General features: G+C 29.6%; 27 protein-coding genes. 12 read left to right on the top strand and 15 right to left on the bottom strand.

All coding sequences use genetic code 11. From position 1 onward, the window contains the following. Window positions 1-2: 2 nt before the first annotated feature. The 6 genes from M9Q43_RS04960 to M9Q43_RS04935 all read right to left on the bottom strand — a co-directional run bounded on the left by M9Q43_RS04960 (window position 3) and on the right by M9Q43_RS04935 (window position 5,536). Window positions 3-1,313 carry an ABC1 kinase family protein gene (locus M9Q43_RS04960; protein WP_262317866.1) on the bottom strand — a complete coding sequence of 437 codons (1,311 nt, stop codon included), beginning with the start codon at window positions 1,311-1,313 and terminating at the stop codon, window positions 3-5. Between the two features lie 97 nt (window positions 1,314-1,410). Next, window positions 1,411-2,070 carry a TetR family transcriptional regulator C-terminal domain-containing protein gene (locus M9Q43_RS04955; protein WP_262317865.1) on the bottom strand — a complete coding sequence of 220 codons (660 nt, stop codon included), beginning with the start codon at window positions 2,068-2,070 and terminating at the stop codon, window positions 1,411-1,413. Between the two features lie 141 nt (window positions 2,071-2,211). Beyond that, window positions 2,212-3,270 (bottom strand): nucleoid-associated protein, encoded by a 1,059-nt coding sequence (locus M9Q43_RS04950; protein WP_153200198.1) that lies wholly within the window; start codon window positions 3,268-3,270, stop codon window positions 2,212-2,214. Window positions 3,271-3,370: 100 nt separating this feature from the next. After that, window positions 3,371-3,919 (bottom strand): plasmid pRiA4b ORF-3 family protein, encoded by a 549-nt coding sequence (locus M9Q43_RS04945; RefSeq protein ID WP_262317864.1) that lies wholly within the window; start codon window positions 3,917-3,919, stop codon window positions 3,371-3,373. 81 nt (window positions 3,920-4,000) lie between these two features. Continuing rightward, window positions 4,001-4,915: a glutaminase gene (locus M9Q43_RS04940; RefSeq protein WP_262317863.1), complete on the bottom strand. Its 915-nt coding sequence runs from the start codon at window positions 4,913-4,915 to the stop codon at window positions 4,001-4,003. A 27-nt stretch (window positions 4,916-4,942) separates the two neighbouring features. Then, complete coding sequence (locus M9Q43_RS04935; protein WP_262317862.1) at window positions 4,943-5,536, bottom strand: HPP family protein; 594 nt, start codon at window positions 5,534-5,536, stop codon at window positions 4,943-4,945. A 267-nt stretch (window positions 5,537-5,803) separates the two neighbouring features. On the opposite strand from M9Q43_RS04935, the gene M9Q43_RS04930 reads away from it, so the two are divergent. The 4 genes from M9Q43_RS04930 to M9Q43_RS04915 are packed head-to-tail and all read left to right on the top strand — an operon-like array spanning window position 5,804 to window position 8,968. After that, complete coding sequence (locus tag M9Q43_RS04930; RefSeq protein ID WP_262317861.1) at window positions 5,804-6,424, top strand: hypothetical protein; 621 nt, start codon at window positions 5,804-5,806, stop codon at window positions 6,422-6,424. 10 nt (window positions 6,425-6,434) lie between these two features. Next, a complete protein-coding gene (locus M9Q43_RS04925; protein ID WP_262317860.1) occupies window positions 6,435-7,772 on the top strand; it encodes a 2TM domain-containing protein in 1,338 nt (445 codons plus the stop codon). Between the two features lie 23 nt (window positions 7,773-7,795). Further along, entirely contained in the window at window positions 7,796-8,164 is a 369-nt protein-coding gene (locus tag M9Q43_RS04920; protein ID WP_262317859.1) for a 2TM domain-containing protein, read from the top strand. Window positions 8,165-8,215: 51 nt separating this feature from the next. Beyond that, window positions 8,216-8,968, top strand: coding sequence for a LytR/AlgR family response regulator transcription factor (locus tag M9Q43_RS04915; RefSeq protein ID WP_262317858.1), 753 nt, complete (start codon window positions 8,216-8,218; stop codon window positions 8,966-8,968). Between the two features lie 3 nt (window positions 8,969-8,971). On the opposite strand, the gene M9Q43_RS04910 is transcribed toward M9Q43_RS04915, so the two are convergent. The 4 genes from M9Q43_RS04910 to M9Q43_RS04895 all read right to left on the bottom strand — a co-directional run bounded on the left by M9Q43_RS04910 (window position 8,972) and on the right by M9Q43_RS04895 (window position 12,500). Then, window positions 8,972-9,340, bottom strand: a complete 369-nt coding sequence (locus tag M9Q43_RS04910; protein WP_262317857.1) for a hypothetical protein — start codon at window positions 9,338-9,340, stop codon at window positions 8,972-8,974. 6 nt (window positions 9,341-9,346) lie between these two features. Next, window positions 9,347-10,366 (bottom strand): COX15/CtaA family protein, encoded by a 1,020-nt coding sequence (locus M9Q43_RS04905; protein WP_262317856.1) that lies wholly within the window; start codon window positions 10,364-10,366, stop codon window positions 9,347-9,349. A 73-nt stretch (window positions 10,367-10,439) separates the two neighbouring features. Next, a complete protein-coding gene (locus M9Q43_RS04900) occupies window positions 10,440-11,855 on the bottom strand; it encodes a CCA tRNA nucleotidyltransferase (RefSeq protein WP_262317855.1) in 1,416 nt (471 codons plus the stop codon). A gap of 75 nt (window positions 11,856-11,930) precedes the next feature. After that, window positions 11,931-12,500, bottom strand: a complete 570-nt coding sequence (locus tag M9Q43_RS04895; RefSeq protein ID WP_262317854.1) for an L-threonylcarbamoyladenylate synthase — start codon at window positions 12,498-12,500, stop codon at window positions 11,931-11,933. 316 nt (window positions 12,501-12,816) lie between these two features. Here M9Q43_RS04895 and M9Q43_RS04890 point away from each other — a divergent pair, with 316 nt between their 5' ends. After that, the gene (locus M9Q43_RS04890) at window positions 12,817-14,088 is read left to right on the top strand and encodes a hypothetical protein (RefSeq protein ID WP_262317853.1); all 1,272 of its coding nucleotides are present in this window, start codon (window positions 12,817-12,819) and stop codon (window positions 14,086-14,088) included. A 28-nt stretch (window positions 14,089-14,116) separates the two neighbouring features. On the opposite strand, the gene M9Q43_RS04885 is transcribed toward M9Q43_RS04890, so the two are convergent. Further along, entirely contained in the window at window positions 14,117-15,136 is a 1,020-nt protein-coding gene (locus M9Q43_RS04885) for a polysaccharide pyruvyl transferase family protein (RefSeq protein WP_262317852.1), read from the bottom strand. Window positions 15,137-15,292: 156 nt separating this feature from the next. Here M9Q43_RS04885 and M9Q43_RS04880 point away from each other — a divergent pair, with 156 nt between their 5' ends. Next, the gene (locus tag M9Q43_RS04880; RefSeq protein ID WP_262317851.1) at window positions 15,293-16,426 is read left to right on the top strand and encodes a glycosyltransferase; all 1,134 of its coding nucleotides are present in this window, start codon (window positions 15,293-15,295) and stop codon (window positions 16,424-16,426) included. Here M9Q43_RS04880 and M9Q43_RS04875 read toward each other — a convergent pair. Continuing rightward, a complete protein-coding gene (locus M9Q43_RS04875) occupies window positions 16,419-17,492 on the bottom strand; it encodes a glycosyltransferase (protein WP_262317850.1) in 1,074 nt (357 codons plus the stop codon). The two genes, M9Q43_RS04880 and M9Q43_RS04875, sit on opposite strands and share 8 nt — an antisense overlap. 429 nt (window positions 17,493-17,921) lie before the next feature. Here M9Q43_RS04875 and M9Q43_RS04870 point away from each other — a divergent pair, with 429 nt between their 5' ends. From M9Q43_RS04870 to M9Q43_RS04850, 5 genes are read left to right on the top strand one after another with little or no spacing between them, the layout of a single operon-like run. Then, window positions 17,922-18,884 (top strand): glycosyltransferase family protein, encoded by a 963-nt coding sequence (locus M9Q43_RS04870; protein ID WP_262317849.1) that lies wholly within the window; start codon window positions 17,922-17,924, stop codon window positions 18,882-18,884. Window positions 18,885-18,930: 46 nt separating this feature from the next. Further along, window positions 18,931-19,716 carry a DUF5672 family protein gene (locus M9Q43_RS04865; RefSeq protein WP_262317848.1) on the top strand — a complete coding sequence of 262 codons (786 nt, stop codon included), beginning with the start codon at window positions 18,931-18,933 and terminating at the stop codon, window positions 19,714-19,716. A gap of 24 nt (window positions 19,717-19,740) precedes the next feature. Beyond that, window positions 19,741-20,595 (top strand): glycosyltransferase family 17 protein, encoded by an 855-nt coding sequence (locus tag M9Q43_RS04860; protein ID WP_262317847.1) that lies wholly within the window; start codon window positions 19,741-19,743, stop codon window positions 20,593-20,595. Window positions 20,596-20,599: 4 nt separating this feature from the next. Continuing rightward, entirely contained in the window at window positions 20,600-21,370 is a 771-nt protein-coding gene (locus tag M9Q43_RS04855) for a lipopolysaccharide kinase InaA family protein (RefSeq protein ID WP_262317846.1), read from the top strand. Window positions 21,371-21,394: 24 nt separating this feature from the next. Then, a complete protein-coding gene (locus M9Q43_RS04850) occupies window positions 21,395-22,216 on the top strand; it encodes a glycosyltransferase family 2 protein (protein WP_262317845.1) in 822 nt (273 codons plus the stop codon). Here the strand turns inward: M9Q43_RS04850 and M9Q43_RS04845 are convergent. Further along, the gene (locus M9Q43_RS04845; RefSeq protein WP_262317844.1) at window positions 22,206-23,267 is read right to left on the bottom strand and encodes a glycosyltransferase family 9 protein; all 1,062 of its coding nucleotides are present in this window, start codon (window positions 23,265-23,267) and stop codon (window positions 22,206-22,208) included. The two genes, M9Q43_RS04850 and M9Q43_RS04845, sit on opposite strands and share 11 nt — an antisense overlap. A gap of 87 nt (window positions 23,268-23,354) precedes the next feature. On the opposite strand from M9Q43_RS04845, the gene M9Q43_RS04840 reads away from it, so the two are divergent. Further along, window positions 23,355-24,116 (top strand): glycosyltransferase family 2 protein, encoded by a 762-nt coding sequence (locus M9Q43_RS04840; RefSeq protein WP_262317843.1) that lies wholly within the window; start codon window positions 23,355-23,357, stop codon window positions 24,114-24,116. Here the strand turns inward: M9Q43_RS04840 and M9Q43_RS04835 are convergent. Both M9Q43_RS04835 and M9Q43_RS04830 read right to left on the bottom strand, forming a co-directional pair. Continuing rightward, window positions 24,102-25,970 carry an LTA synthase family protein gene (locus tag M9Q43_RS04835; RefSeq protein WP_262317842.1) on the bottom strand — a complete coding sequence of 623 codons (1,869 nt, stop codon included), beginning with the start codon at window positions 25,968-25,970 and terminating at the stop codon, window positions 24,102-24,104. The genes M9Q43_RS04840 and M9Q43_RS04835 overlap by 15 nt on opposite strands. Window positions 25,971-26,113: 143 nt before the next feature. Then, window positions 26,114-26,929, bottom strand: coding sequence for a 2,3,4,5-tetrahydropyridine-2,6-dicarboxylate N-succinyltransferase (locus tag M9Q43_RS04830; RefSeq protein WP_133609979.1), 816 nt, complete (start codon window positions 26,927-26,929; stop codon window positions 26,114-26,116). Between the last annotated feature and the right edge of the window lie 65 nt (window positions 26,930-26,994).

Below are 26,994 nucleotides of genomic sequence, written 5' to 3'. Positions count from 1 at the left end.
AATTAATATTTTATAAAGTTGTTGATTTTTACATTTTTAGCTTTTAAATCGTGCATTAAATTGTATAAACCAAAGAATGTTCTGTTGATGTAAATGAAATGTTTGGAACCTCGATTTCCATTCATATTTCTTAATTCTGTGCTTTTTGAATAGCGTTCGCCTAAATCGGCAATTTGTCCAAAAAATTCATCATCAGAAAAATCAAATTCTTCTACATGAAAAGGTCTTGCGAATAAGCTTAATAATTCGTGAAACATCGCAGTGAAAAACTCAGTTTCTTCTTTAGAATCGTCTGTTCTTAATATTTCTAATTCGTATAATTTTGATTTGAAAAATTCTGGATTAGCTAAATTTTCTTTCTTCGCCAATTCAAAATAAGGAACATAAAAATCATTCGGAACTTCTTTAATACAACCAAAATCTAATGCGATTAATTTGGTATCTTTAGTAATTAAGAAGTTTCCTGGATGCGGATCTGCGTGGACTTTTCTTAAATTATGCATTTGAAACATATAAAAATCCCAAAGCGTTTGTCCTAAAATATTCGATTTTTCAGCATCGGTATTGTGAGCGGTGAATTCTGACAAATGTTCGCCTGTCATCCAATCCATTGTGATAATTTTTTCAGATGACCATTCAGGATAATACTTTGGAAAAATTAAATTAGGAATAGTGGCACAAGCTTCAGCCATTTCAATGCTTTGTTTAACTTCGTTGATGTAATTGGTTTCTTCAATCAATTTATCTTCAACTTCTTTGAAATATTTATCCGAATCTTTTCCTTTAATATTGAACATTTTAATCGCAATTGGCTTTACCATCGCCAAATCAGAACTAATACTTTCTGCCACTCCAGGATATTGAATTTTCACAGCAAGACTTTTCCCATCCTTGCTCGCTTGGTGCACTTGACCAATGCTCGCAGCGTTTATTGAAGTGGCGTTAAAAGTGTCAAATATTTCGTTTGGCTGTTTGCCAAAATAGTTTTTAAAGGTTTTGTTTACCAATGGTGGCGATAACGGTGGAACCGAAAATTGAGCTAATGAAAATTTCTCTACATAAGCACGAGGTAAAATACTTTTGTCCATGCTTAGCATTTGCGCTACTTTCAAAGCGCTTCCTTTCATTTGTTTTAAACCGTCGTAAATGTCAGAAGCATTGTTAATGTTTAGATTTTCTTTGGCTTCGGCTTCTGTTTTGGTGATTTTATCACCATAATATTTAATGTAATTTACACCAACTTTTGCTCCAGTTTGAATCAGTTTGGATGCTCTCTGAATTTTTGATGTTGGAATACTATCTATAGTTTTCATTTTTTTTGACTTTATTTTTCAGCGGTAAAAAATGGTATCGCTTTTTTGTTAGAAGATTTTGCTTGCGCAAATGTTTGTTTGTAGCGATTTCATAAAATTACATTTTAAATGAAGCTTTTTCTTGCCACATAAATTTTCCGAAGTCAATTAAACTTTTCAAAGGTGCAATATCCATTAAATCAAAACTGGTGTTGACTGATTTTTCAATAAAAATATCAGTTTTTTCAAAAGATAGTGAAGTGTCTTCTATCCAAAATTTCAAAGTGAATAAGAATTGGAACCAAGCCATTTCGCTCATGGTTTTTTCTTGAAATTCAATTAATTTTTCTTGTTTTAAATCGATTTTTTCAATATCTAAAGTATCAAAGAATTGCTTGAAGTGTTTTCTTAATTCTGTTAATTTAGAAAGGCTTTTTAATTTGTTTTTGTCTTCTTTTAAAAGTGCAACCGTGAAACTTCTGTTTGCGGTTAACATTTCAAAATACGTGAAATAAAAACTTAATAATTTAGTTCGTGCATCATACGATTCGAAATCTTCGCTTTTTTCTAACAAACCCATTGTTTGATGAAATAATGAAGTGAAAAAGGTTTTTTCAATTTGTTCAAAAGATGAAAAATTAGCATAAAATACAGTTTCTTCAAAGTTGTATTGCTTCGCAAATTTATATACCGAATGTGGCGCTTTGTTATTTTCTAAAAAATAATCAATGTAGAAACCTAAAATATCTTGATTAGTAATCTCTTTCTTCTTTGCCATGACTTTTAAAATTTTATCAAAGATAAAGAATGTTTAATTTACAATCAAAAAAGTTAAACAAAATATTTTGTTAAAGTTCTTTCAAAAAAAACCTCAAGTACAAAGTTGTAATTGAGGTTTAATATTTTGTATGTAAATGTCTTATGATTTCTGTTCTTTATTGAAGTAAACCAAGTAATAATACATTTGTTTTTCTTCGTCCCAACCTTTTTCAACGAATTTCTCAGCGCTTTCTGGGTTGATGAAATCTAATTTGATTTGAATATTGGTATCTAATTGAATTGTGTTTTTTAACGTACGACGCACATCAGTAACGGCAGCATTTGCAATTGGAAAACTTGAAACGTCTTCGATGCTGTATTTAGCTCCTTTATCTACTTTATAATTTTTGAATTCTGGAATGAATTCAGGATTTTGCATTACTTCGTTTAAGAAAGCCGTTTCTTCAAACTCATCATTTTTCGCAAAATGATTGATAGCACGGTTCATAAACAATACTTCTTGTTGCTTGTCTTCAGCAGGTAAAACTACTTCTTTGGCAAACTCTTGACAGAATTTTAAGTATTTCTTCGTCATGAAGTTTTCATCTTGAAACGCATCAACTGATAAGAAATGCTCTAACCAATAACGCGCATCGTAACGATTGCTATCTACGGTTAAAATTTTGTAGCCTTCTTCTTTTTTATAATTGAAAATGATACAACCTTTATCTAACTTATTCAAGTTGATTCCTTGTTGTAAAATCATTTCTAAGTTGCTTTCTTTTTCTTCGAATTGTAAGAAATCGGTTTGTACTTCACTTTTGAAAACACCAATAGCGTCAACTACATTATTATCAATAGAAACGTGTGTAAAATAGGCTACATACACTTCTCCGTTTTTAATATGCGGATGATTCGATTGCTCAAAAAGGTGTTTTGTGATTTTTTTTGAAACGTTGTGAATTTCGCTTGGGTTATTGAAAACTTCTGAAGCAAAATTGTACATTTCGTTGTATTCTAAATCTACTTCGTGAGCAAACTGAAAGTAATTTTCTTCTTTTTCACGAAATGGTTTAAAGAAAAATTCTTTTAATAAAGGCATGATTTCATCATTCAATCCGTATGGATTTTCAGATAAGAAAATAGCTTCGTTTCTACTTTTATTTCCTACGCGGTGAATAGATAGGTTTTCAATATGTGCGTTAAATAGATTGATCATTTTTTATAGTTTAGATAAAAGAGCCAAGATAGAACTGGTGTTGTTTTTTCTTGGCTTTTAAAGATTGTATTTTGGTTTATTCTTTTTAATTCTTTGGCTTTTAGTTCCAATTTTCTTCAAATCCCATGTCTTCAAAACTATCGTCTCCATCAAACATGTCGAAGTCATCATCATCTAAATCATCTTCAAATTCGCCAAACATATCTTCGTCAGATAAATCTCCTCGCATACCACTTTGTAAAGCCTCAGCTGGAAGTTCGCCGTGTGAAAATAATAAAGCAGGATATGTTTCACTAAGAGCTTTTTCTTCAATAGCGGCTAATTCTAAGAAAAATGTCCACATCGAAAACAAATCATACACATATACTAATTTAGTGTTTTGTTCGTGAACTAAATCGTCTAATCTATATTCAGCCATAGTTTTGATTTCCCCAGGAATATCACCTGTATCAAACAACGGAATACCATCTTCTTCATGCCAAGACCAATCGTTTGCACACGTATAAAAAGCGCCTACTTCTGTTCCGTCAAAACCAAATGCATTGATTAACGCATTGTGTAAATCTTCTAATGAATTGTCGCTTTCGATGGCAATATCTCTAAAAATATCTTCTTCAGCATCGAGAATAGCTCTGAATTTATAAATCATAATCGTTGAAATTTTAAGAACTGCAAAAGTAATTATTATTTACGAGAAACTTTTTTGCTTTTGCGAATTGTTGATAAGATTTTAAAATATGGATAACGAGGTTTCTGTTGTTAATCGTTCTAAGGTTTCTAATCCATAAAATGAATTTCCTTTTTTGTTTAATTTCGGACTCCAAACCGCTACGGTGTAATGATTTGGGAAAACCGCAACGACGCCACCACCAACACCACTTTTTCCAGGAAGCCCAACTTTAAAAGTAAATTCGCCCGCTTGATCATAAAAACCACACATTTGCATTAAAGCATTCATGCGTTTGCATTTGCTTGTGGATAGGAATTTTTTATCACTTTTAGGAATTACCCCATTATTAGCGAAAACTTGAAAACATTTAGCTAAATCCACGCAACTCATTTCAATAGAGCATTGATGATAATAAAAGTCTAATACCGCCTCTGGTTCGTTTTTGATGTTGTTGAATGATTTGATAAAGTTTACCAAAGCTGCATTTCTGTAACCGAAAGCTTTTTCAGATTGTGCTACATTTTCGTTGTAATTGATGTTTGGATTTTCGGTCAGTTCTCTTACGAAATCAAGAAGGAATGCTTTTGGATTTTCAAAATGTTCTAACATTAAATCGGCAATAACTAAAGCGCCAGCATTGATGAATGGATTTCTTGGAATACCATTTTCGTTTTCCAATTGCACTAACGAATTAAACGAATTTCCCGAAGGTTCATAACCTACGCGTTCCCATAAATCGTTTCCAATTTTAGAAAATATAAGCGAAGTGGTAATGACTTTTGAAATACTCTGAATCGAAAATTTCTCCAAAGCATCACCTTTTGTAAACACGTTTTGATGTTTGTCTACCAATGCAATTCCGTACTTATTAGCATCAATTTTTGCTAATTCTGGAATGTAATCGGCTACTTTTCCGGTGTTTTCAATTTGGATGACTTCGTTATAGATTCCGTCTAAAATATCTTGGTATGCCATGAAACTAATTTTGGTAAAAATAGTTACTTACAGAAAAGGAATGCGTTTTTTGAGCTCTTTTTTTGATAAAAAATTACCTTTTGAAGGATAGTGTCTTTTTGAGGGGATATTGTTGAAAATTAAAGCGGTTATCAAAAGAATAATAGCACCAGATAAAACGGGCGAAATCACATACCAGTACCCCAATTCTTTTATTTTATCGGAACCTGCAATAGCAATTAAAGCAGTAGCTCCACCAGGAGGATGTAAGGTTTTTGTAATTTGCATTAATACAATTGATAAGGAAACAGCTAAAGGAGCTGCAACCCAAATTAAATCAGGAAATAATTTATAAATGCTAACTCCAATTATTGCTGAAATCACATGACCTCCAATAAGGTTTCGAGGTTGCGCTAGAGGACTTTCAATAACTCCATATACCAAAACACAGGTAGCACCAAAAGAACCAATTAAAAAAACATTGTCTGATGTTGAGAAAATTCTGAATTGCAATAAACTAATGATTCCTAAACCTACAAACGACCCTAAAAAAGCCCAAAAGTGTTCTTTAAAATCAACTAAAGTTTCTTTGTATAAAACATATTTTGCTTTTCTGTAATTGCGTTTTAGCTTTTTTTTCATTTGTTTTATTTATAAGAATTTGGGTTTAGTTTTTTTAATTTTTCCTTTAGTATCAGCAATGCAAAGTTAATTTTTTAAATTAAAACAGGATTAGAAAACCAAAATTTACAATTCATCCTCAAAAAATGACAGTTCGGTTAGTTTCAATTTTATGGGTGCGATTTCTGTTGCAACTTTGCTTCATCAAAATAAGATAGTTCAAGCGCAAGAACAAAAACAAGATCAAAATTAAAAAACGAACAGTTTAACCATTAAACAAAATTAATCATGACAAAATTAATCACTATCATCGCCATGTTTGTCGCTTCGATTGTATCAGCGCAAACACAGTTTGATCAAGGAATGAAAAAAGCCTTGCAAACTTGGAAAAACGGAAATTCAAAAGAAGTATTAGTTCAATTCGAGAAAATTGCTTCTGTTGAAAAAACAAATTGGTTGCCAAATTATTACATCGCATTAATAAACACTACACAAGCTTTTGGTGAACAAGACAAAACTAAAATGTTATCATTAATTGAATCGGCTCAAAAAGCACAAGATTTTTGTAACGATTTAGCAATGGACAATCCAGAAGTTTTAGTTATGCAAGCTATGATTCACACGGCTTCAATTGTTTATGATCCAATGACAAACGGACAAAAATTATCGGGTGATGTAATGTACATTTTAAATAAAGCTTACAAAATTGCTCCTGAAAATCCGAGAGTTGTGTTTCAAAAAGCTTCGTTTGAAATTGGAATGGCACAATATTTTGGTCAAGACACAAAACCAATGTGTGCTCAAATTGAAAAATCTATCGAACTTTTTGCTACTTTTAAACCTGAAACAGCTTTTCATCCAAGTTGGGGGTTAGATAGAGCGCAAGAAGCTGTAAAAGCTTGTAAATAAAATTTTTAAAATGAAATATTCAAGAGAAATAGTTAAAGCAGTATTGATAGGAATTGTAATTTTTGCAATACTTCAAGGCGTAAATATTGTAATCACTAGAAGTTTACCAAGTCTTCTTTCATTAAAATGGAATTTCATTTTTACGATGTTGTACAGTGTAGTACTTTATTTTACCAATGCTTTAATTTTTATTCAATTAGATAAACATTTTGAAAAGAATCGATTTCATTTAAAACGATTGGTAATCGGATTTTTAGCTTCGTTTTTTGTTTCGGGATTGGCTATTTTCTTTTTGCGAATGTTGGAAGATGTTGGGTTTGAAAACAAAACAATTCAAGAATTTATTCAAAACGAAATGCCAGCTAATTATGTTGTCGCAATGGTGATTACAATTATTGTTTCATTGGTAATTCATTTAGTTTATTTCTACAAGTCGTATCAGGAAAACAAATTAAAAGAGCAAAAAATCATTGCAGGAACGGCTTCGGCACAGTTTGAAAGTTTAAAAAATCAAATCGATCCACATTTTCTTTTTAATAGTTTGAATGTATTGAGTTCACTGATTGAAGAGAATCCTGAAAATGCTCAAAAATTCACAACATCGCTTTCAAAGATTTATCGTTATGTTTTGGAGCAAAAAGATAAGGAATTGGTTTCGGTCGCAGAAGAATTACAATTTGCGAAAACGTACATGAATTTGCTAAAAATGCGATTTGAGAACAGCATCACTTTTGAAATTCCAGAAAATTTTGAAAATGAAGAAGCTAAAGTAGTACCGCTTTCGTTACAATTGTTATTAGAAAATTGCATCAAGCACAATGTAGTTAGCGAAGCAAAACCGCTACATGTAAAGATTAGTATTGAAAATGGTCAGTTAGTCATCACTAACAATCTTCAAAAGAAAGAAGTTTTACAAGACCGAAAAGGCGTAGGATTACAAAATATTGTTAATCGCTACGGAATTTTAACCAAAAGAAAAGTATTGGTAGAACAAAACGAAAAAGAATTTAAAGTATTTCTACCGATTTTAACCAAACAAATAAGTATTATGGAAACAACATATAATTATAATGAACAAACGGCTTATGACAGAGCGTCAAGAAGAGTCAAAGAAATAAAAGAGTTTTACGGAAGTTTAATTTCTTATTGCATCGTAATTCCGGTTTTAGTGTTTATCAATTTTAGAACTTTCTCAGGATTTCAATGGTTTTGGTTTCCGATGTTAGGTTGGGGAATGGGATTAGTTTTTCACGCTTTTAGAGTTTTCGGTTACGGAAGTTCGTGGGAAGAACGAAAAATTCAAGAAATTTTGAAAAAGGATGAAGAGAAAAGCAATAAATGGGAATAATTAAATTTAAAAAATAAGAAATCATGAGTGTACAAGATAGAATCAATAGTAGAATGGATAAAGAAGCGTTTAAAAACTTTATTCCATCCAATGCCGAAGAAGCAAGATATTTTCAAGCGGTTAAAAGAGTTAAGAAAATTAAAGGATTTTACACGCACGCAGTTGTTTATTTGGTCATCAATATTATGATTGTGATTATCAATATTCAAAACTTAAAAGATGGTGAAAGTTATTTTCAAGCGCATAATTTTTTCACCGCTTTCTTTTGGGGATTAGGATTGTTAGCACACGGATTATCGGTATTTTTACCTGATTTTATCATGGGTCAAAACTGGGAAGAGCGTAAGATTAAAGAATTTATGGAGAAAGAAAAAGCGAATAAGTGGGAATAATCAAACGCTGAATATTGAACAACGAATGTTGAATTTTGAAGTTTTAAAACAATGAACATATTAATTATCGAAGACGAAAAACCAGCAGCACGATTGTTGCAACGCAAAGTTGAAAAATTAGGTTTGCAAGTAAATACGATGTTACATTCAGTGGAAGAAGCTATTGAATGGTTTCAAAACAATCCGCATCCTGATTTGATTTTTTTGGACATTCAATTGTCTGATGGTTTGTCGTTTGAGATATTTGAGCAAATTGATATTAAAAGCGCCGTGATTTTCACAACTGCTTATGATGAATATGCGCTACGAGCTTTCAAACTGAATAGTATTGATTATTTGCTGAAACCTATCGATGAAGAAGATTTAGAAGTTGCGGTCAATAAATTCAAAGCCAGAAATCAAGCGCAAAATATTTCATTAGATTTTGAAGCGATTAAGCGAATGTTAGTCAATCCAGTGGAAAAAGAATATAAAAAGCGATTTTCAGTAAAAATTGGACAACAATTAAAAGTGATTTCAATTGAAGAAGTAGAATGTTTTTACAGCGAAAACAAAGGAACTTATATTCACACTTTAGACAATCGCGATTATTTAATTGATTCTACTTTAGAAGTTGTAGAAGCAGAAATCAATCCAAAAGAATTCTATCGTGTAAGCCGAAAATTCATTGTTCCACTGAAAGCGGTGAAGGAAATTCAGGTGTACTCGAATTCAAGATTAAAAATCATTTTACCAACTTACAAAGACGATGAGGTTATTGTAGCCAGAGAACGTGTTGGCGATTTTAAAGAGTGGATTGGGTAGAAATCATTTTACAGGAATTATGAAAATATGTGTTTTTAATTCATCTTTATTATAATAGATTAAACGCATTTTGAACCTTCCATTTTCTAACCCATTTTCATCAACTAAAACAGAACATTCAAAACCAGTTTTATTATTTGAACCTAAAATTCTAATTCCTCTACCAATTATTGAAGTTTTTTGTAACTCAATATTTTCAACAGAAACAATAAATTTAGTATTTTTATTTAATTCTAAATAAGGTTGTTTAGTTTCAAACTCAATTTTAATTGTTTGATTTCCGTCTTTAAAAATTAAATCGTCATTATTTTGTGCATTTGAAAAAAAAGTAACTAAAAATAGCATATTGATTATAAGAATAGCTTTTTTCATTAAAATTTATTTTGAAAACCTATGCAAAGAAAACGTCATCGCTGTCAATAAAAAGAAAGCCATAATTTGATGTGCTAATCCTAACCAAAGTGGTACATGGAATAGCAACGTGAAAATACCTAAAATGAATTGGATAAAAACAAAAACTAAAAGTGTTTTTATACCATTATCTTGTGTTTTGTCTAATACAAATTTTCTACTTTTTATGAATAAATAAACGATTGAAAAAACTACAAAATAAGCAAATGTTCGGTGAATGAATTGTACACCACTTTTTCCTTCTGTAAAAGATAAAAGTAAATTTGATTGTTCTAATTGAATACTTTCATGGAAAAATTGTCCATCGCTCATTAAAGGCCAATGATTGTGAATTAATCCTGCATTTAATCCAGCAACAAAACCTCCATAAATAATTTGGATGATTAAAATTACCAATGCAATTCGAGCAATTTTTCTTAATTCTAAAACCGGTAATTTTCTTTCTGGATAAATTAAATCTAAAGCAACCCAAAGTGTATATGCAAACGTAATAAAAGCAAACGTTAAGTGAATCGCTAATCTGAAGTGACTCACATCTGGCATGTCTTTTAAACCGCTTGCTACCATGAACCAACCTAAAAATCCTTGAAAAGCACCCATTCCTAATAGAATGAAACATTTTTTGATGGTTTCGTTATCTAATTGTTTTTTGATTAGGAAATAAACGAACGGAATAATGAAAACCACTCCAATAATACGACCAATAAAACGGTGGAACCATTCCCAAAAGAAGATGAATTTGTAGTCGTCTAATTGAAAATCTTTGTATTGATTTACTTTTTGATATTCTGGAAATTTCTTGTATTCTTCAAAGGCTTCCACCCATTTTTCTTCCGACATAGGAGGGAAGGTGTCGTTGATTAAATGCCAATCGGTCATGGATAGACCTGAGTTGGTTAGACGCGTAATTCCACCAACAGTTACCATGATAAATAGCAAAACACATCCCGAAAGTAGCCAATAAATAACTGATTTATTTGTTTTCATTTTTTTGATATTCAAAAAGCACCCCAAATTTACATAATGCTCATTTGAAAAGTGCTTTAACAGATTATAATTTTTATACTTTTTTCAATCCCATTTTTGAAGCTTTGTTTAAGACAAAATCCTTAGCAGCTTCATATTCATTTGGAATTTCGCCTTCTAAAATTGCTTCTTTAACGGCTTCTTTCAAAACTCCAATTTCTCTACAAGGTTGTAAACCAAATAATTCCATGATTTCTTCTCCTGAAATTGGTGGTTGAAACACACGAACGCGGTCTTTTTCTTCCACTTCCACAATTTTTTCTTTCACGATGTCGAAATTCTTGTGATATTTCTGAAATTTTTTTGGATTTTTTGTTGTGATATCTGCTTTACATAACGTCATTAAGCTATCGATATCTTCACCTGCATCAAATACCAAACGTCGAACTGCGCTATCGGTAACAATATCTTCTGCAATTACAATTGGGCGCGAACTCATCATGACCATTTTTTGCACGAATTTCATTTTGTGATTTAAAGGCATGTGTAAACGCTCAAATATTTTTTTGACCATTTTTCCGCCTAAAAATTCATGGCCGTGAAACGTCCAACCTTGTTTTTTGTTGAATCTTTTTGTTGGAGCTTTTCCAATATCATGCAATAATGCCGACCAACGCAACCAAACATCATCGGTATTTGGACAAATATTATCTACCACTTCTAAGGTGTGATAAAAATTGTTTTTGTGTGTATGACCTTCCACTTCTTCGACATTGTTTAACGCCGTAAGTTCTGGTAAAATAATATCTAACAAACCGGTTTGATATAAATGTAAAAATCCGATTGATGGTTTATCAGAAGCAAGAATTTTATGCAATTCATCAACAATTCGTTCGCCTGAAATGATGTTGATTCTTTCTTTATTTTTTGAAATCGCCTCTAAAGATTCCGATTCGATTTCGAAATTCAATTGCGTAGCAAAACGAATCGCACGCATCATTCGTAACGGATCATCAGAATACGTAATATCTGGATTTAAAGGTGTTTTGATGATTTTGTTTTTCAAATCTTCCACACCATTAAAAGGATCAACTAAATCTCCAAAGTTTATAGAATTTAATGAAAAAGCCAAAGCGTTTATCGTGAAATCTCTTCGTTCTTGGTCGTCTTTTAGCGTTCCGTTTTCTACTAATGGATTTCGGCTATCGTGTGTGTACGATTCTTTTCGAGCACCTACAAATTCCACGTCAATATCATCGTAGCGTAACATCGCTGTACCGTAGTTTTTAAAAACTTGCACTTTTGGATGGAAAGGAATCAATTCAGAAACTTTTAAAGCTAGTTCAATTCCGCTACCAACGGCAACGATGTCAATGTCTTTTTTATGGTCTCGGTTTAATAATATATCGCGAACAAAACCACCAATAACATAGCATTCCAAGTTGAGTTCTTGAGCTGCTTGCGAAATGATTTTGAAAATGTTATGTTCTAAATGTTGTTTGTAATTCATTGTTTAATTTGAAAATTTGAAAATTAGTTAATTTGAAAATTGGTGTATTTTTCAAATCTTCAAATTTTCAAATTATTATTTTCTAATCACTTTTACTTGATGATCTAAACCTAATTTAATAATCGTAGAAGGATTTTTGCAAACTTTATCGTGGTGCAAATTTACTACATAGTCGACACCTTTTATAATTTCGGGACTAATTTCTTTGAAAGTTTTTGGAGTTGGTTCTCCAGAAATGTTAGCTGAGGTTGAAACCAATGGTCTTTTCATTCGTTCCATTAGTTTAAAACAAAAAGGTTCGGTGACAATTCGAACACCTAATGTGTTGTCTTCCGCAACGATATTTTTAGCTACATTTCGAGGATTATCTAAGATTAAAGTCGTTGGTTTTTCCGATAAATCTAAAATTTGCCAAGCCACTTCAGGAATTTCTTTGAAAACATTGTGCATCATGCGTTCGCCATTCATTAAAACAATCATACTTTTGGTTTCTTCACGTTGTTTTAATGCATAGATTTTTTTTACGGCTTCTTCATTTGTAGCATCACAACCAATTCCCCAAACGGTATCGGTTGGATATAAGATAATGCCGCCATTTTTAATGACTTCAAATGCGTTATGTACTTCGGTGTTTATGTCTCCCATTTTAAAATTGTCTTTAATATATAATAAAGGTAATTATTCAATTTTTAATTTTTTTACCCAAATATTTAGGTAAAAAAATCTATTCATGTTTTTTTCTATTTCAAATAAAATTTCAAAAACCTAAGTGCTAAAACTGTTCACAAATTTACGATTACTAACAAACATATTCATCAAAAATATTTTATTATTATTACTTGAATGACGAATTATACTTTTTTAGATATTCTTGTATTTAAAAATTATTAGAATTTTATTACTTTATAAATTTTAATATTGTAATCTCTATCTTTGAAACTTATAAGAGGTATTTAAAATAATGAAAAAATCAACAATTCAACTTCACGATATTAAGGTAGAAAATAATAAAGTAATTTATGACTACAGTTATAGTTCAGATTTAAAGATTTATTTTAAAAATAAAGAAAAGTTATATGTTACTTATGATTTTGAGGTAAGTGCTATTCCTAAAAGTATTTTAGCTATTCCTTGGTTGGCTAATTTTATTACTATTTCTTGGTTTTCGGGATGTACCATTATAATTGATGAAATTGATGATGATTTTTTAGAATGTTTAGAAATTTTGAAAAAAAGTTTTGCAGAGGAACATGTTGTAATTTTAGCTAAAAATTCAAATTTAATAGTAAATAAAAGTATAAAGAACACCTTTGCTGTTGATAAAGAAGCAATGCTTTTTAGCGGAGGTTTAGATGCTTGGACTACTTTTTTAAAACATAAAGAAAAAAAATTAGATTTAATTACTATTCAAGGTTCTGATATTGAATTAGGAAACATTGAAAAAATGGACTTGATAAGGAATTCCTATCAAGAAAATTCTTTGTTAACTGGATTACCTGTACATTTTATTGCTTCTAATTTTCGTGATTTTCATACTCGTCACTTAGAAAAATTAATTTACTTTAATTATGTTGATTGGTGGACTATGGTACAATTTGGTATTGTTTTAACCGCTTCAACAGCTCCTTTAGCCTATTATTATGGTTTTTCAAATGTTTTTATTGCTTCTAGTCTTAATGAAAAAGAAGATATGGTTTGGGGTTCATCTAAATTAGATAATCATATAAAATTTGGAAATACAACCATAACTCATGACGGACAAGAGTTTAATAGATTTCAAAAAACAGAATTTGTTGTTAAACATGTTGATAATTTGGATAAAACATTTCCATTAAGGGTTTGTTATAAACATAATTTTTCTGGTTTAAATTGTGGAAAATGTGCAAAATGTTTAAGAATGATTATCTCATTAATTTTAAAAAACAAAAACCCAAATGATTTTGGATTTAATGTTGACAAGGATGTATATAATTTTATTATTAAACAGCTAACTAATTCATCATTTGGTTTTAGAGAATATGCTTTTTGGCTAGAAATTGATTCAGAAATTAAAAATGATATTGAATTTTATGTTTTTGAAAATCAAAAAGAAGAAAAAGAAAAAATACTACATATAAGTTCATTATTTAATAAAATAAATGCAAATTTTCCTAGTAAAACATTTAAAATAAAACGATTAAAAAATAAATTGAGAAATAAATGGCTTCTTTGGAAAGTGAAAAACATCTTGTAAAAAGATACCATCTATTCCAATTTAAATTTTATTTTTTCATAAAATTAATTACTGTTTCTTTAATATTATCTCTTATAACTTTAAAATCATCTTTATTTTTAAATGCTGATTTTAAATTAAATTTTTCTCCATTTTTTAATAAATCACAAGATAATTTATTTCCGTTTGTGTGGATAATGTGAAAAAATTCTTTAATTCCATTTAGTCTACAAGAGCTTACGTTATGGTCGTTCGGAATATCAATATACAACGTAGGAGTTCCTAAAGATAAACTTGGCAAAGCACAATGAATTCTAGATGTAACTACATATTTTGCCGAAGCGTATTTTCTTAATAATTCTTCACCATAAGCGAATATTTCGGTATCATTATTAAATTTATTAGCTGGCATGTAGTGTTTTATGTAGATTGCTTTTTTTAAAACTTCGTCCTCGAATATTTGAGAAAATGATCGATAAAAATCTAAAGTTTTTCTCCAACTTTTTTTGTTGTTATATCTAATGTATTTGGAACGGATAACACTAATAGTATTAAATTTCGTTATCAATAAATACATACGAGTTAATTGATCAGCTAAACCTCTTGCTTTTTTATATCTTGGGTCAACAAAGTAAATGTTATCATTTTTTTCGTTTGAACTATATTTTTCTGATAATGTTAAGGTAAGACAACCTGTGTAATAACATTTTACTCCTAAACTTTCTAAAAACTCTAAAGTAAAGTAGTCTCTACATCCAACAGGTTCATTTTTTTTATAAAAATTGACGATTTCTTCTTTTCTAAAATGAGAATGAACAGAAGTATTGATGTGATGCGAAACCAATAAAGGTGTTATTTTTTCTGATGGAGGAAAATTTTCTCCGTTCATTAAAAACCAACCATTCATAATTAATTTTACTTGTTCACCATCATACTCGTTTAAAGCTTCTCTACTAATTAAAATAGGATCTTGATTGTTTAAAAATTGTTTAGCGGCTAAACTTTGAATATAGTCACCAATATTTAATCCATTGTCTGTGAAATCATATTTTAATAAAGCTTCTTTCATATTGTTTTTGGTTTTATATTTACAAAATAACAAAAAAATAAGGTGTTTTTTATAAGTTTTTATTTATTCTGATTTTTTGTAAAAATTTATTTTGATTTAATAAAAAAGTCTTTTTAGTTTTCAAATTGAATATTATACTTTTACGAAAATTTTTTTATGAAAATACTTTATTTCTATCCCGAAAATCCAACAACTTCTAATCAAGGAAATAATGCCAGAGCATTTGCCTTGCTTCTGTATTTTAAAAATAGAAATCATAAAATTGATTATATAGGGATTGCTTCAAAATCATTTTCTGAAGTTGATTTGGAAGCAATTAAAAATGCTAATTTAATAGAAAATGGTTTTCTTTTGAAAAGAGATAAACGTATTTCTAAGACTTTGTCGTATTTGTTCACTTATGCAATTCCAAATAAATTAAAGGGAAGAATTAGAGATTTTGATAGAACAAGATTTGGTCATAAAAATCAGTTCTCTAAAATTTTGGAAGACAATCAGTATGATTATATTATTATTTCGTATGCTTATTGGGCAGAATTAATAAGAGAAAATAAGCATTTAAAAGAAGCTAAATTGATTATTGATACGCATGATTTTTTGACTTCTCAGTTTCAAAATCAAAAGCGATTTAACTTGGGCAAGTATTTTAATAAAGAAGTTGAATTATTGAATTTGTTTCAAAAAATTTGGGTCATTTCTTCAGATGAGAATTATGTCTTTTCGCAATTTGTTTCAAGTGATGTAATCACGATTCCACATGCTTTGGAAGTTAAATTTCAATTGAATAGCACAAAAAAATATGATTTGGTTTATGTTGCTAGTAGTAATGAGCACAATGTGAAATCGGCAAAATGGTTTTTTGAAGAAGTTTATCCTAAATTAAATACCACTTTGTCAATTTGCGTTGTTGGAAAAATTAACGAATATATCCCGGAACTTCCAAATGTTACTAAAATACATTTTGTTGAAGATTTAAATCAAGTTTACAGCGAATCAAGAGTTGCAATTTGTCCAATGTTATCTGGTACCGGACTTAAAATAAAGGTTGTTGAAGCGCTTTCTTATGGTTTGCCTGTTGTTTGTAATCCAAGAGGAATTGATGGATTAATAAATAAAACAAACAATGGTTGTTTAGTAACTGTTGATGCTTCAATTTTTTCAAAACATATCGAACAACTACTGACTGATAACAATTTTTATGAGCAACAACAAGCTTTAGCAAAGAATTTCTTTGCGAATTATTTATCAACGGAAGTTGTTTATTCTGAGTTAGACAACGTTTTTAAATAGATTGAATCACATTTCGCAAATGTTCTTTTGAAAAGGGTTTTAAGCTGTCTTCACTCGCATTGCTTAGCTTTTTCCAAAGCTCTTCGTTTTCATAAAGTTCAATAATTTTATTGGCAAATTCAGTAGAATCGTTTGTTATTATGGCATGATGGTTATTTGTTAAATTCATTCCTTCTGCACCAATATCGGTTGTAATAACGGGTAAATAATATTCAAATGCTTGACCAATTTTACCTTTTACACCAGCACCATATCGTAATGGAGCCACCATTAATTTACTATTTAAAAAGTAAGATGTTACATTTGGAACATATCCTAAAAATTCAAACATAGGATGTGAAATTCCTTTGATTTCCTCATCAACATCTCCAATAATTTGCGCTTTTATTTCTTTATTGATTTTCCAAACTTTAGGCATAACTTCATTGTAAAGAAAGTAAATAGCATCAATATTTGGTGTATGTTTTGAACCTATAAATAAAATATTTTGTCTTTGGTTAAAAGTTGGAATTTCTAATTTGTTTACTTTTGGATAATGAATATTTGAAATAGTGATTATCTTTTTTGGTGATACATATTTACTGATTAGCTCTTTTTCTTTCTCAGAAATTGCAACAACAATTGAGGCTTTCTGGATTAATTTAGTTTCAATTTTTTTGTATTTTATATACCTTTTGTAATCCGAAATTTTAAACGGATTTAAGAATAGTGATCTTTTGTATCGTAAAAAATGAACATCTACCATATCATAAATAATTTTTGATTTAGGTAAATGCTGAGAAACAAAATTCAGATTTTTTTTAAATGAATTCGGACCGTTAAACCAAACAAAGTTTACATTTCCTAAAGATTGAATTTTCTCAATTTCTGAAACATTTAATATTTCAACACCAATCTCGGAGAAATAATTCCAATATTTACTACTACAATCGTTTTCGTTAGTTAGAAAATAACATTCAAAATTACAGATAATAAACTCTTCAATAATCTCTTTTAATCGATTAGCACCTGAATCTTTATCGAATGTAGGAAGACAGTTACTAACAAAAACAATACTTTTTTTCATTTTATTTGCGAATCACTTTTACCTAATTATCTACGCCTAATCTAATAATGGTAGAAGAATTTTGCAAACATCGTTGTGGAACAAATTTACAACATAGTCAATACCTTTTATAATTTTGAAGGCAATTTATTTTAAAAGTTTTTAGTATATGCATTCTTAATGTATTCGACAAAAGCTAAGAGGACTGTTTTTACAAGTTCTTTAATTTACAAAACAATTAAGCTTTTGGTTTTATTGATATTAATAGTCAAAATGTTTTTTTGCATTTAAAAACTATTTTAACTTTAATAAAAATAATCACCTCAGTTTACAAAATTTACAATAAAAATAAACTTTACAAATCTAATATTTATATATTAAACTAAAAAAATAATGTATTTTTGAAAAAATATTTCAATTGCTTTTTATTTTAATTTCTGAATTTTAATAATGAAAATACTTTTTCACGAAAATCAACTTTCTTATAGAGGAACTTCGAATGCTATATATAATTATGCCTTATTTAATCAAAAGTATTTAAATAATGAGTCTATTATTATTTATCAAAAAAATAATAAAAATAATTACATTCCAGCAATTGAAAAATTTAAAAATAAATTTGAGGTTATTTCTTATACCAAAAGTAATGAAATAGACAATATTGTAGATAAAACAAAGGCAGATTTGTTTTATGCAATTAAAGCTGGTAAAAATGATGGTGTAGAAGCCAAAAGTTGTAAAACTGCTGTTCATGCAGTATTTAAATATTATGAACCACATGGTAATGTTTATGCCTATGTTTCAGAATGGTTGTCAAAAGAAATGACAAACGGATTTGCTCCATTTGTACCTCACATGATTAGTGTTGAAAGTACAGAACAAAATTTGAGAAGTGAATTAGGTATTCCCAAAGATGCTATTGTTTTTGGAAGACATGGAGGAGAAACCACTTTTGATATTCCATTTGTAAAAAAACAAATCATTGAAATTTCAAAAAAAAGGAAGGATATTTATTTTCTTTTTATGGGAACAAACAGCTTTGTTTTTAAAAGTTTTTTAACTCCTTATAAGAATATTATTTTTCTCCCAAAATCACAAGACGAAATTTACAAAGCAAAATTTATAAACACTTGTGACGCTTATTTACACGCTAGAAAGCAAGGCGAAAGTTTTGGTATTGCAGTTGGAGAATTTTCAATTTGTAACAAACCAATAATTACTTGGACAGATTCTGAGGAAAAATCGCATATTGATATTTTAGGAGATAAAGCACTTTTATATAAAAACGAAAAAGACTTAAGCGAAATAATTCAAAATTTTAAAGTTGATTCTAATAAAAATTGGGATGCATATTCAGAGGTATATTCTCCAGAAAAAGTGATGAATAAGTTTAAAAGTGTTTTTATTGACTAAACAAAATATTATTTCTTGGTAATAAATTAATAATAATAATTAAAAGATGAAAGAAGTTGCAGTTGTAATACCTATTTACAAAAATAATTTTGAGCAATTTGAAATAACTGCTTTAAAACAATGTTTTAATGTTTTAAGAAATCATCCTATAATATTTGTTAAACCAGAAAGTTTGTTATTAAAATCTGATCAATTTGATTTTGAGAATATACCCCAAATAAGTTTTCCTGATTCATATTTTAAAAGTGCTTTAACTTATAATGAATTAATGTTATCATTTAATTTTTACGAGTCTTTTTTAGATTATAAATATATTTTAATCTATCAATTAGATGCCTTCGTATTTAAGGATGATTTAATTTTTTGGTGCAATAAAAATTATGATTATATAGGTGCTCCTTGGATTGCTTCTATAAGTAATAATCCATTAGTTATGATGTTAAATAAAATTTCAAGTATCTTTGATTCTAAAGAAAAAAAAGAACGAAAGAAAATATTTTTTAAAGTAGGGAATGGAGGATTTTCATTAAGAAAAGTTGCATCACATTATCAAATTTCTAAAGAAAACGCAAATTATATTAATGAGTTGTTAACCTCAAAAAGAGGTTCTCTAAATGCAATTGAAGATGTGTTTTGGTCATTTAAAGCAATAGATTTTATACCATCATTCAAAATTCCAGATTACAAAGAAGCTTTAAATTTTGCAATAGATAGAAAACCAGAATTAGCTTTTAAATTAAATAAAAATCAAATACCGTTTGGTTGTCATGGGATTGATAAGCCTAAAGTTGTTAGTTTTTGGAAAACTTTTATGGCAGAATTAAAACAATAAATAAAAATATAAAAAACAGAAATTATGGTTTATGATTGCTTTATATTCTTTAATGAATTAGATTTATTAGAAATTAGATTAAATGAATTAGATGATGTAGTAGATTATTTTGTTTTAGTTGAAGCAAACAGAACATTTCAAAATAACCACAAACCTTATTATTTTGATGAAAATAAAGAACGTTTTTCACAATTTTTACCAAAAATCATACACATAAAATTAGATAAATACCCACTTTTTATACCAATAATTAATCCATTTACCCCTTGGAAATTAGAGATTTATCAAAGAAATTCTATTTTACAAGGTTTAAAAAATTGCGAAAAAGAAGATATAATACTAATTTCCGATGTTGATGAAATCCCAAAAGCATCTCTTATTAAAGAAACAATTAGTAAAGGCATCAACCAAATATATGGCTTAAAAATGAGTATGTTTTTGTATTATTTCAATAATCAGCTTATTTATGATGCAGGAACATTATTATCAATTGAAGAAGCTAAAGATGGTATTTGGCATTGTTCAGCATTATTACCATTCAAACTTTTGAAAAAAAAGCCACAAAAAATTAGAAAAACAATAATGCGAACGATTAGACGAAAAGAAGTATATAAAATCCTACCAGATGCAGGTTGGCATTTTACCTATATTGGTGGTGTACAAAAAATCATCGAAAAATTAGAAGCATTTTCTCATTCTGAATTCAATAATGAAGAATTTAAAAATAAAGAAAAAATTGAACAACAATTAAAATCGGGACAAGATGTTCTTGGTAGAGATGTTAAATTTAATGTTTTAACTGATTTAAGCTCATTGCCAAAATATCTTCAAAAAGAATCTATACTTGAAAAGTTTAAAGACTATTTTATACAAAAATAAGATTATGTCCATAAATGTAAATTATAACCCTAAATTTTCAAATTTATCGGATATTTTAAATGAAATATTTGTCAACTTTAATTTTAAAGGAAAAATTCTTGTTAATGGACAAAGAAATGCAATTAAACTTTTTGAAGTTGAAGGAATTACGCTTAACATTAAATCGTTCAAAAGACCAAATTTAATTAACAAAATAGTTTATCGATACTTCAGAAAATCAAAAGCACGTCGTTCCTTCGAATTTGCTTCAAAATTGATGGAAATGCAAATTGGTACTCCTCAACCTGTCGCTTTTTTTGAAAATTATGATTTCATTGGACTTAAAGATAGTTATTACGTTTGTGAACATTTAGAAAATGTATTTGAATTCAGAGAAATTGTCCAAAATGAAGCTTTTGAAAACCGAGATTTTATTATTAGAAAGTTTGCTCAATTTACCTTTGAAATGCACGAAAAAGGCATTGAATTTTTAGATCATTCACCTGGAAATACTCTAATTCGAAAAAATAACGACGTAAGTTATTCCTTTTTTTTAGTGGACTTGAACCGAATGCAATTTCATGAAACTATGAATTTTCAAACCCGAATGAAGAATTTATCAAAGATTACACATAAGAAAGACATGATTGCAGTAATGAGTAACGAATATGCCAAACTTTTAAACGGTGACGAAACTACTATTTTTGAAACTATGTGGGGTTTAACGGCCGATTTCCAATATCGCTTTCACCGAAAAAAAAGAATCAAAAAGAAATTAAAGTTCTGGAAAAAGTAGTATTTTTCACTTTTAATTCTTTGCATGAAATTATCGGTAATTATCACCACTTACAATTCGGAAGAATGGCTTCAAAAAGTGCTTGTTGGATACAGCGTCCAAACTGAGCCAAACTTTGAGGTTGTTATTGCCGATGATGGTTCTACCGAAAAAACAAAAGCAATAATCGAATCTTTTCAAAGCCAATTTAAGTTTCCAATTGTTCATGTTTGGCAAGAAGATAATGGTTTTCAGAAATGTAAAATCTTAAATAAAGCTATCTTAAAAACAAATTCCGATTATTTACTTTTTACCGATGGCGATTGTATTCCTCGAAAAGATTTTGTTGCCCAACATTTAAAACACCAAGAAGAAGGCTATTTTCTTTCTGGAGGTTATTTTAAATTACCGATGGAAACTTCTCAGAAAATTTCATTAGAAAATATCCAAAAGCAAGATTGTTTTTCTATTTCTTGGTTGATAAAAAATGGCGTTTCTAAGACTTTTAAATTATCAAAACTGACTAAGATTTCACTTTTTGCGACTTTCATGAATTGGTTAACTCCTACAAAACGAACTTTTAACGGTCACAACACGTCTTGCTTTAAGAAAGATTTAATTGCCGTAAATGGATTCAATGAAGAAATGCAATACGGTGGTTTAGATAGAGAAGTTGGAGAACGTTTGTTCAACTTCGGAATTTTATCAAAGCAAATTCGTTATAGCGCTGTTTGTTTGCACTTAGACCACAAAAGAGGTTATGCTACGCCCGAAACTTGGGAGAAAAACAATACCATTCGCAATTTCAATAAAAAACACAATGTAACTTTTATTGAAAATGGTTTGTCAAAATATATCAGCGAATAATCTCAAAAAAAGCTTTTAATTTCTCTTTAATCAACGCAATCGGATATTCTTCAAAATATTTGAAAGTATTTTCTTTGATGTACTTCTCGTCAAATTTAGCATAAATTTCGGGTTTCAAATCTTTTAAATGAATCGAAATGTTTTTCTCATCTTCAAAAATTTGCCACGTTTCTTTATCTACACTTGGTGAAAACAGTGAAAATGTAGGAACAAACAAAGCTTTTGCCATATTTACACTTCCGCCTTCGTTACCAATTAATGCATCACATTGCGACAATAAACCTAAAAACGAACGCAAATCATTGGCATACAAATCAAAATAAATGCGTTGTTGTGTTTCGGGAAGGCACAAATCAAAGATTTTTTGAGCGTCTTCTTTTTGTTTCGGAATATAGTTGAAAAGTAAATTCGCATCAGTTGTTTGAACTATAAAATCTAACAATTCCGCCATTTTTTCAAACGGATAGGTTTTGTACCATTCGCTACCTAAAATCCCAATCATAAAAGTGGGTTTGTCTGTTTTTAATGGGAATTTTGATAGCATTTCCTTTGCTTGATTAATTTCCAAATCCGTTAAAAAAACTTTTGGTTTATAATCGGTAATTTCTTCCTCAATAAGTGGTTTTAGTAAACGTAAACGATTAATAATTGCCAATCCAATTTCCGATTTTGTACCGTTTTTTAAGCGTTCAATATTATAATTGTAAAAAATATTAGAATAACCTTTCTTGTATGAAATCTTGAATTTTGCGCCAGAAAACAGTGTGATTAAATTGGTTTCCAACTTACTGTAAGCATCAATTACCGCATCATATTTGGTAGTTCTAATTTTGAAAATAAATTGAAAAAGTGAAAGATAGTTTTTTCGCACTTTTTCTTCCAAAACAATAATATTGTCAATATTTGGATTGTTTTTTAGTACATTAACACAATTGGCGTAGCACATGTAGTCCACTTGCGCATTCGGATATTTTTGCTTCAAATTATTGGATAAAATAGTTGAGGTAAGTACGTCTCCAATTCGCTTTTGCTGTATGACTAAAATTTTCATTTTTGATAAATTATTTGGCTAAAATACACTGATTTTGAAACTTTGCCAACAAAATAATTTGATTACTTTTGTGAAAATTCAATTTTTATGGCAATTAGCGGTTTAGTCATTACTTATAATGAAGAAAAAAATATTGGAAAATGCATCGATGCTTTGTTTGAAGTATGCGATGAAGTAATCATTGTTGATTCGTTAAGTGCTGATAATACAGTAAAAATTGCCGAAGAAAAAGGAGCAAAAGTTATTTCTCAAAAGTTTCTTGGCGATGGACCACAACGCACGCATGGATTGCCATTTTGCAAAAACGATTGGGTTTTAAATTTAGATGCAGACGAATTTTTAGATAAAGATGCTAAAGAATTTATCTTAAAAGGAAAGTATTTAGAAGGAGATTATGATGCTTTTTCGTTTCGAGTTAAAAACTTTTTAGCCGATGAATTGATTGATTTTTCAGGTTGGTATCCCGATCATAAAGTGCGTTTCTTCAATAAGAAAACGGCACAACCTTCGCCAGCTAAAGTGCATCAAAAAATAGAAACAACTAACGAGAAAAAAGTAGCCGTTCATATTTTACACTATGGCTGGGAATCTTTTGAGCAAATTATTGCAAAGAAAAACCAATATTCTACTTGGCACGCACAACAACTTTTTGATCAAGGAAAAAGAGTAGGAGCAATGAAACCCGTGATTAATGGTTTAACCGCTTTTATCAGATGTTATTTCTTCAAAAAAGGAATTTTTAACGGAATTGACGGCATCACAATAGCCTTAATCCAAGGATTTTTCTCGCACATGAAATACGCCAAATTACTGAAATTACAACGTCAAGAAAAATTATTGAAGCGTTAATTTATTTCCAATCATTCGTTCGTTGAACGATTGAATATACGCTTTTATAAACGTTTCCATTTCGGTTGCTTTTGCTTTTTCGGTTTTGATTAAATTGGTTTTTAGCAATTCATCTTTCTTGAAATTAAATAATCCCAACGATTTTTTTCCGTCGAAAGCCAAGTAATAATCGCCCGAAACATAATGGTAAATGTTATCTAAATAATACACCACAAAATCTTTTTCAGATTGATACGATTTTCCATAGGTAATCATTTTACTATCAATATTCAAATAATCAATTATCGAAGGCATGATGTCAATTTGTTGTAAATTCTTCTGATTTTTCCCAACGATAGAAGGATTTGAAGGATCAAAAAATAATATTGGCACTCTAAATTTTCCAACATTAGTTTTAAATTTTTTCTCAGTTGGTTCAGATGAAGTGTGATCAGAAGTAATTACGAATAGTGTGTTTTTATACCAATCTTCCTTAGAAGCCGTTTCAAAAAAACGTTTCAAAGCATTGTCAGCATACGCAATACTTTCATGAATTTTAGTAGTTCCTTTTGGGAATTTTCCTTTGTATTTTTCTGGAATTATGTATGGATTATGCGATGAAATCGTAAAAATCGTACTGAAAAATGGTTGTTTGAATTCGGTCATTTTACCTGAAAAATATTGCATAAATTCTTCGTCAAAAATGCCCCATCTTCCATCAAAGGCTTCTGGACCTACATATTCATTCTTGCCAAAATAATTATCAAAACCGGCTACTTTACAATATTGGTCAAAATTCTGACTTCCGTTAAAAGCTCCGTGAAAAAACGCAGTTTGATAGCCGTTATCTTTTAATATTTTTGGTAAACCATACACTTCATTAATCGAATAACTTGACGTAATTAACGAATTATTCATCAAACTAGGAATACTCGAAAGCGTTGAAGGAACTGCATCAATCGAAAGTTTTCCATTAGCAAAACCGTTTTCAAAGAATAACGATTTTTCAATCAAACCATCTAAAAAAGGTGTTTGTCCACGCTGAATATTTTCTCGTCCGAAACTTTCTAAAATAATAATCACCACATTTTTTTTGTTCGGATTTTCGGTTGAAGAGATTTCAGTGATTGGGTTGAAAATTTGGTTTAATTCCGTTTCCGAAAAGTATTTTGGAGATTCTAACGTTTCTTTTTTACCAATAGTTTTAATAATGCAAAACGGTGTATTCAACACAATTGCGGATTGATTTATAGAACCATAATTTACTGCATCTACAATTCGCAACGGTTTTTTCTGAAAGCCACCACGACCTAACAAGAAAACAAATCCCATTAAAAGAATAAATATTCCGGATTGTTTCGCAATTTGTGACCAGTTTGCACTTTGTTCGCTTGCTGATTTTAAATTCGGAATTACTTTCCAAAATAAAATTCCTAAAACCAAAGCAAGAATTGGCAAATACCAAAATTCAATTAAAAACGAAAAGATTAATCCGCCAATTTCATTTTCCATTCCGCTTGCGGTAATCATGCCAAAAGTACTTCTTCTGCCGGTGAATTTGTAATATTCGAAATCAACAAAATTGGTTAAAATGAAGATGAAATTCACAATGAAGAAACCAATTTTCAAATACTTTTGATAGTTGGGTTTGTATTTAAAATTACCTGGAATAAAGTGCAAAAGTGCAAAAACTAAGTTGATGTACGCTATTGCCGATAAATCAAAATGAATACCACCTAAAAAACCTTTAGCAGAAATGTTTTCAAAGGCATTTCGATTGAAAAAGTAAAATAACAAACGACAGATTTGGTAAATAAAAAGAACCACAAAAAAACGCTTGAAAAATAGTTTTACACTGCTAAAATAGTTTGACATAAAAAGGTAATTTTCAGCAAATTTAACTATTCAAATAAAATTTACAATTTATTTACCTTTAATTTACTTTTGAAAGGAAATAAAAATTCCAATTCACAACAATTTTGTCATGAATTGGAATTCAACTTTATATTTTATTTTGATTACACCGCTACGTTATATTCTCTCAAAGCATCATTTAAAGAAGTCTTCAAATCGGTTGAAGGTTTTCTTTGTCCAATGATAATTGCACAAGGCACTTGATAATCTCCAGCAGGGAATTTCTTCGTATAACTTCCAGGAATTACAACCGAACGAGCTGGAACAACTCCTTTATATTCGATAGGCTCATCACCTGTAACATCAATAATTTTAGTAGAACCAGTCAAACATACATTTGCACCTAAAACCGCTTCTTTTCCTACGTGAACACCTTCTACCACAATACATCTTGAACCAATGAATGCACCATCTTCAATAATTACTGGAGCGGCTTGTAAAGGTTCTAAAACACCGCCAATTCCAACACCACCTGAAAGGTGAACATGTTTTCCAATTTGAGCACAACTTCCTACGGTTGCCCAAGTATCCACCATCGTGCCTTCATCTACATAAGCACCAATGTTTACATAACTTGGCATTAAAATTACTCCCGAAGAAATATAAGCACCATATCTAGCCACAGCATTTGGAACTACACGAATTCCTTTTTCTGCATAATTGCGTTTCAACAACATTTTATCGTGATATTCAAAAATACCCGATTCCCAAGTTTCCATTTTTTGAATAGGGAAGTACATTACCACTGCTTTTTTAACCCATTCGTTTACTTGCCAACCATTTTCAACTGGTTCAGCAACACGAAGTTTTCCGCTATCTAATAATTCGATAACTTCTCTAATGGCTTTTTGCGTAGTTTCTTCTTGTAATAATGCACGATTTTCCCATGCTTGTTCTATTGTAGCTTGTAAATTGGTCATGATTGTAAAAATTTGTGATGCAAAGATAACATTTTATGAATTTTGGAATTCTTTTTGATATAAGA

It is taken from the genome of Flavobacterium odoriferum, assembly GCF_025499515.1.
Taxonomy (GTDB): domain Bacteria; phylum Bacteroidota; class Bacteroidia; order Flavobacteriales; family Flavobacteriaceae; genus Flavobacterium; species Flavobacterium odoriferum.
The sequence above is the reverse complement of the archived record's forward strand: the minus strand, read 5'-3'. Positions and strand labels throughout refer to the sequence as shown.

What these genes read in the sequence shown, in the direction of transcription:
- M9Q43_RS04885 (WP_262317852.1), bottom strand. Translation starts at nt 15,136, where the DNA reads ATGAAAGAAGCTTTATTAAAATATGATTTCACAGACAATGGATTAAAT.
- M9Q43_RS04910 (WP_262317857.1), bottom strand. Translation starts at nt 9,340, where the DNA reads ATGAAAAAAGCTATTCTTATAATCAATATGCTATTTTTAGTTACTTTT.
- M9Q43_RS04830 (WP_133609979.1), bottom strand. Translation starts at nt 26,929, where the DNA reads ATGACCAATTTACAAGCTACAATAGAACAAGCATGGGAAAATCGTGCA.
- M9Q43_RS04895 (WP_262317854.1), bottom strand. Translation starts at nt 12,500, where the DNA reads ATGGGAGACATAAACACCGAAGTACATAACGCATTTGAAGTCATTAAA.
- M9Q43_RS04840 (WP_262317843.1), top strand. Translation starts at nt 23,355, where the DNA reads ATGGCAATTAGCGGTTTAGTCATTACTTATAATGAAGAAAAAAATATT.
- M9Q43_RS04935 (WP_262317862.1), bottom strand. Translation starts at nt 5,536, where the DNA reads ATGAAAAAAAAGCTAAAACGCAATTACAGAAAAGCAAAATATGTTTTA.
- M9Q43_RS04920 (WP_262317859.1), top strand. Translation starts at nt 7,796, where the DNA reads ATGAGTGTACAAGATAGAATCAATAGTAGAATGGATAAAGAAGCGTTT.
- M9Q43_RS04960 (WP_262317866.1), bottom strand. Translation starts at nt 1,313, where the DNA reads ATGAAAACTATAGATAGTATTCCAACATCAAAAATTCAGAGAGCATCC.
- M9Q43_RS04850 (WP_262317845.1), top strand. Translation starts at nt 21,395, where the DNA reads ATGAAATTATCGGTAATTATCACCACTTACAATTCGGAAGAATGGCTT.
- M9Q43_RS04945 (WP_262317864.1), bottom strand. Translation starts at nt 3,919, where the DNA reads ATGATTTATAAATTCAGAGCTATTCTCGATGCTGAAGAAGATATTTTT.
- M9Q43_RS04855 (WP_262317846.1), top strand. Translation starts at nt 20,600, where the DNA reads ATGTCCATAAATGTAAATTATAACCCTAAATTTTCAAATTTATCGGAT.
- M9Q43_RS04865 (WP_262317848.1), top strand. Translation starts at nt 18,931, where the DNA reads ATGAAAGAAGTTGCAGTTGTAATACCTATTTACAAAAATAATTTTGAG.
- M9Q43_RS04890 (WP_262317853.1), top strand. Translation starts at nt 12,817, where the DNA reads ATGAAAAAATCAACAATTCAACTTCACGATATTAAGGTAGAAAATAAT.
- M9Q43_RS04875 (WP_262317850.1), bottom strand. Translation starts at nt 17,492, where the DNA reads ATGAAAAAAAGTATTGTTTTTGTTAGTAACTGTCTTCCTACATTCGAT.
- M9Q43_RS04900 (WP_262317855.1), bottom strand. Translation starts at nt 11,855, where the DNA reads ATGAATTACAAACAACATTTAGAACATAACATTTTCAAAATCATTTCG.
- M9Q43_RS04860 (WP_262317847.1), top strand. Translation starts at nt 19,741, where the DNA reads ATGGTTTATGATTGCTTTATATTCTTTAATGAATTAGATTTATTAGAA.
- M9Q43_RS04880 (WP_262317851.1), top strand. Translation starts at nt 15,293, where the DNA reads ATGAAAATACTTTATTTCTATCCCGAAAATCCAACAACTTCTAATCAA.
- M9Q43_RS04915 (WP_262317858.1), top strand. Translation starts at nt 8,216, where the DNA reads ATGAACATATTAATTATCGAAGACGAAAAACCAGCAGCACGATTGTTG.
- M9Q43_RS04870 (WP_262317849.1), top strand. Translation starts at nt 17,922, where the DNA reads ATGAAAATACTTTTTCACGAAAATCAACTTTCTTATAGAGGAACTTCG.
- M9Q43_RS04925 (WP_262317860.1), top strand. Translation starts at nt 6,435, where the DNA reads ATGAAATATTCAAGAGAAATAGTTAAAGCAGTATTGATAGGAATTGTA.
- M9Q43_RS04955 (WP_262317865.1), bottom strand. Translation starts at nt 2,070, where the DNA reads ATGGCAAAGAAGAAAGAGATTACTAATCAAGATATTTTAGGTTTCTAC.
- M9Q43_RS04905 (WP_262317856.1), bottom strand. Translation starts at nt 10,366, where the DNA reads ATGAAAACAAATAAATCAGTTATTTATTGGCTACTTTCGGGATGTGTT.
- M9Q43_RS04950 (WP_153200198.1), bottom strand. Translation starts at nt 3,270, where the DNA reads ATGATCAATCTATTTAACGCACATATTGAAAACCTATCTATTCACCGC.
- M9Q43_RS04940 (WP_262317863.1), bottom strand. Translation starts at nt 4,915, where the DNA reads ATGGCATACCAAGATATTTTAGACGGAATCTATAACGAAGTCATCCAA.
- M9Q43_RS04835 (WP_262317842.1), bottom strand. Translation starts at nt 25,970, where the DNA reads ATGTCAAACTATTTTAGCAGTGTAAAACTATTTTTCAAGCGTTTTTTT.
- M9Q43_RS04845 (WP_262317844.1), bottom strand. Translation starts at nt 23,267, where the DNA reads ATGAAAATTTTAGTCATACAGCAAAAGCGAATTGGAGACGTACTTACC.
- M9Q43_RS04930 (WP_262317861.1), top strand. Translation starts at nt 5,804, where the DNA reads ATGACAAAATTAATCACTATCATCGCCATGTTTGTCGCTTCGATTGTA.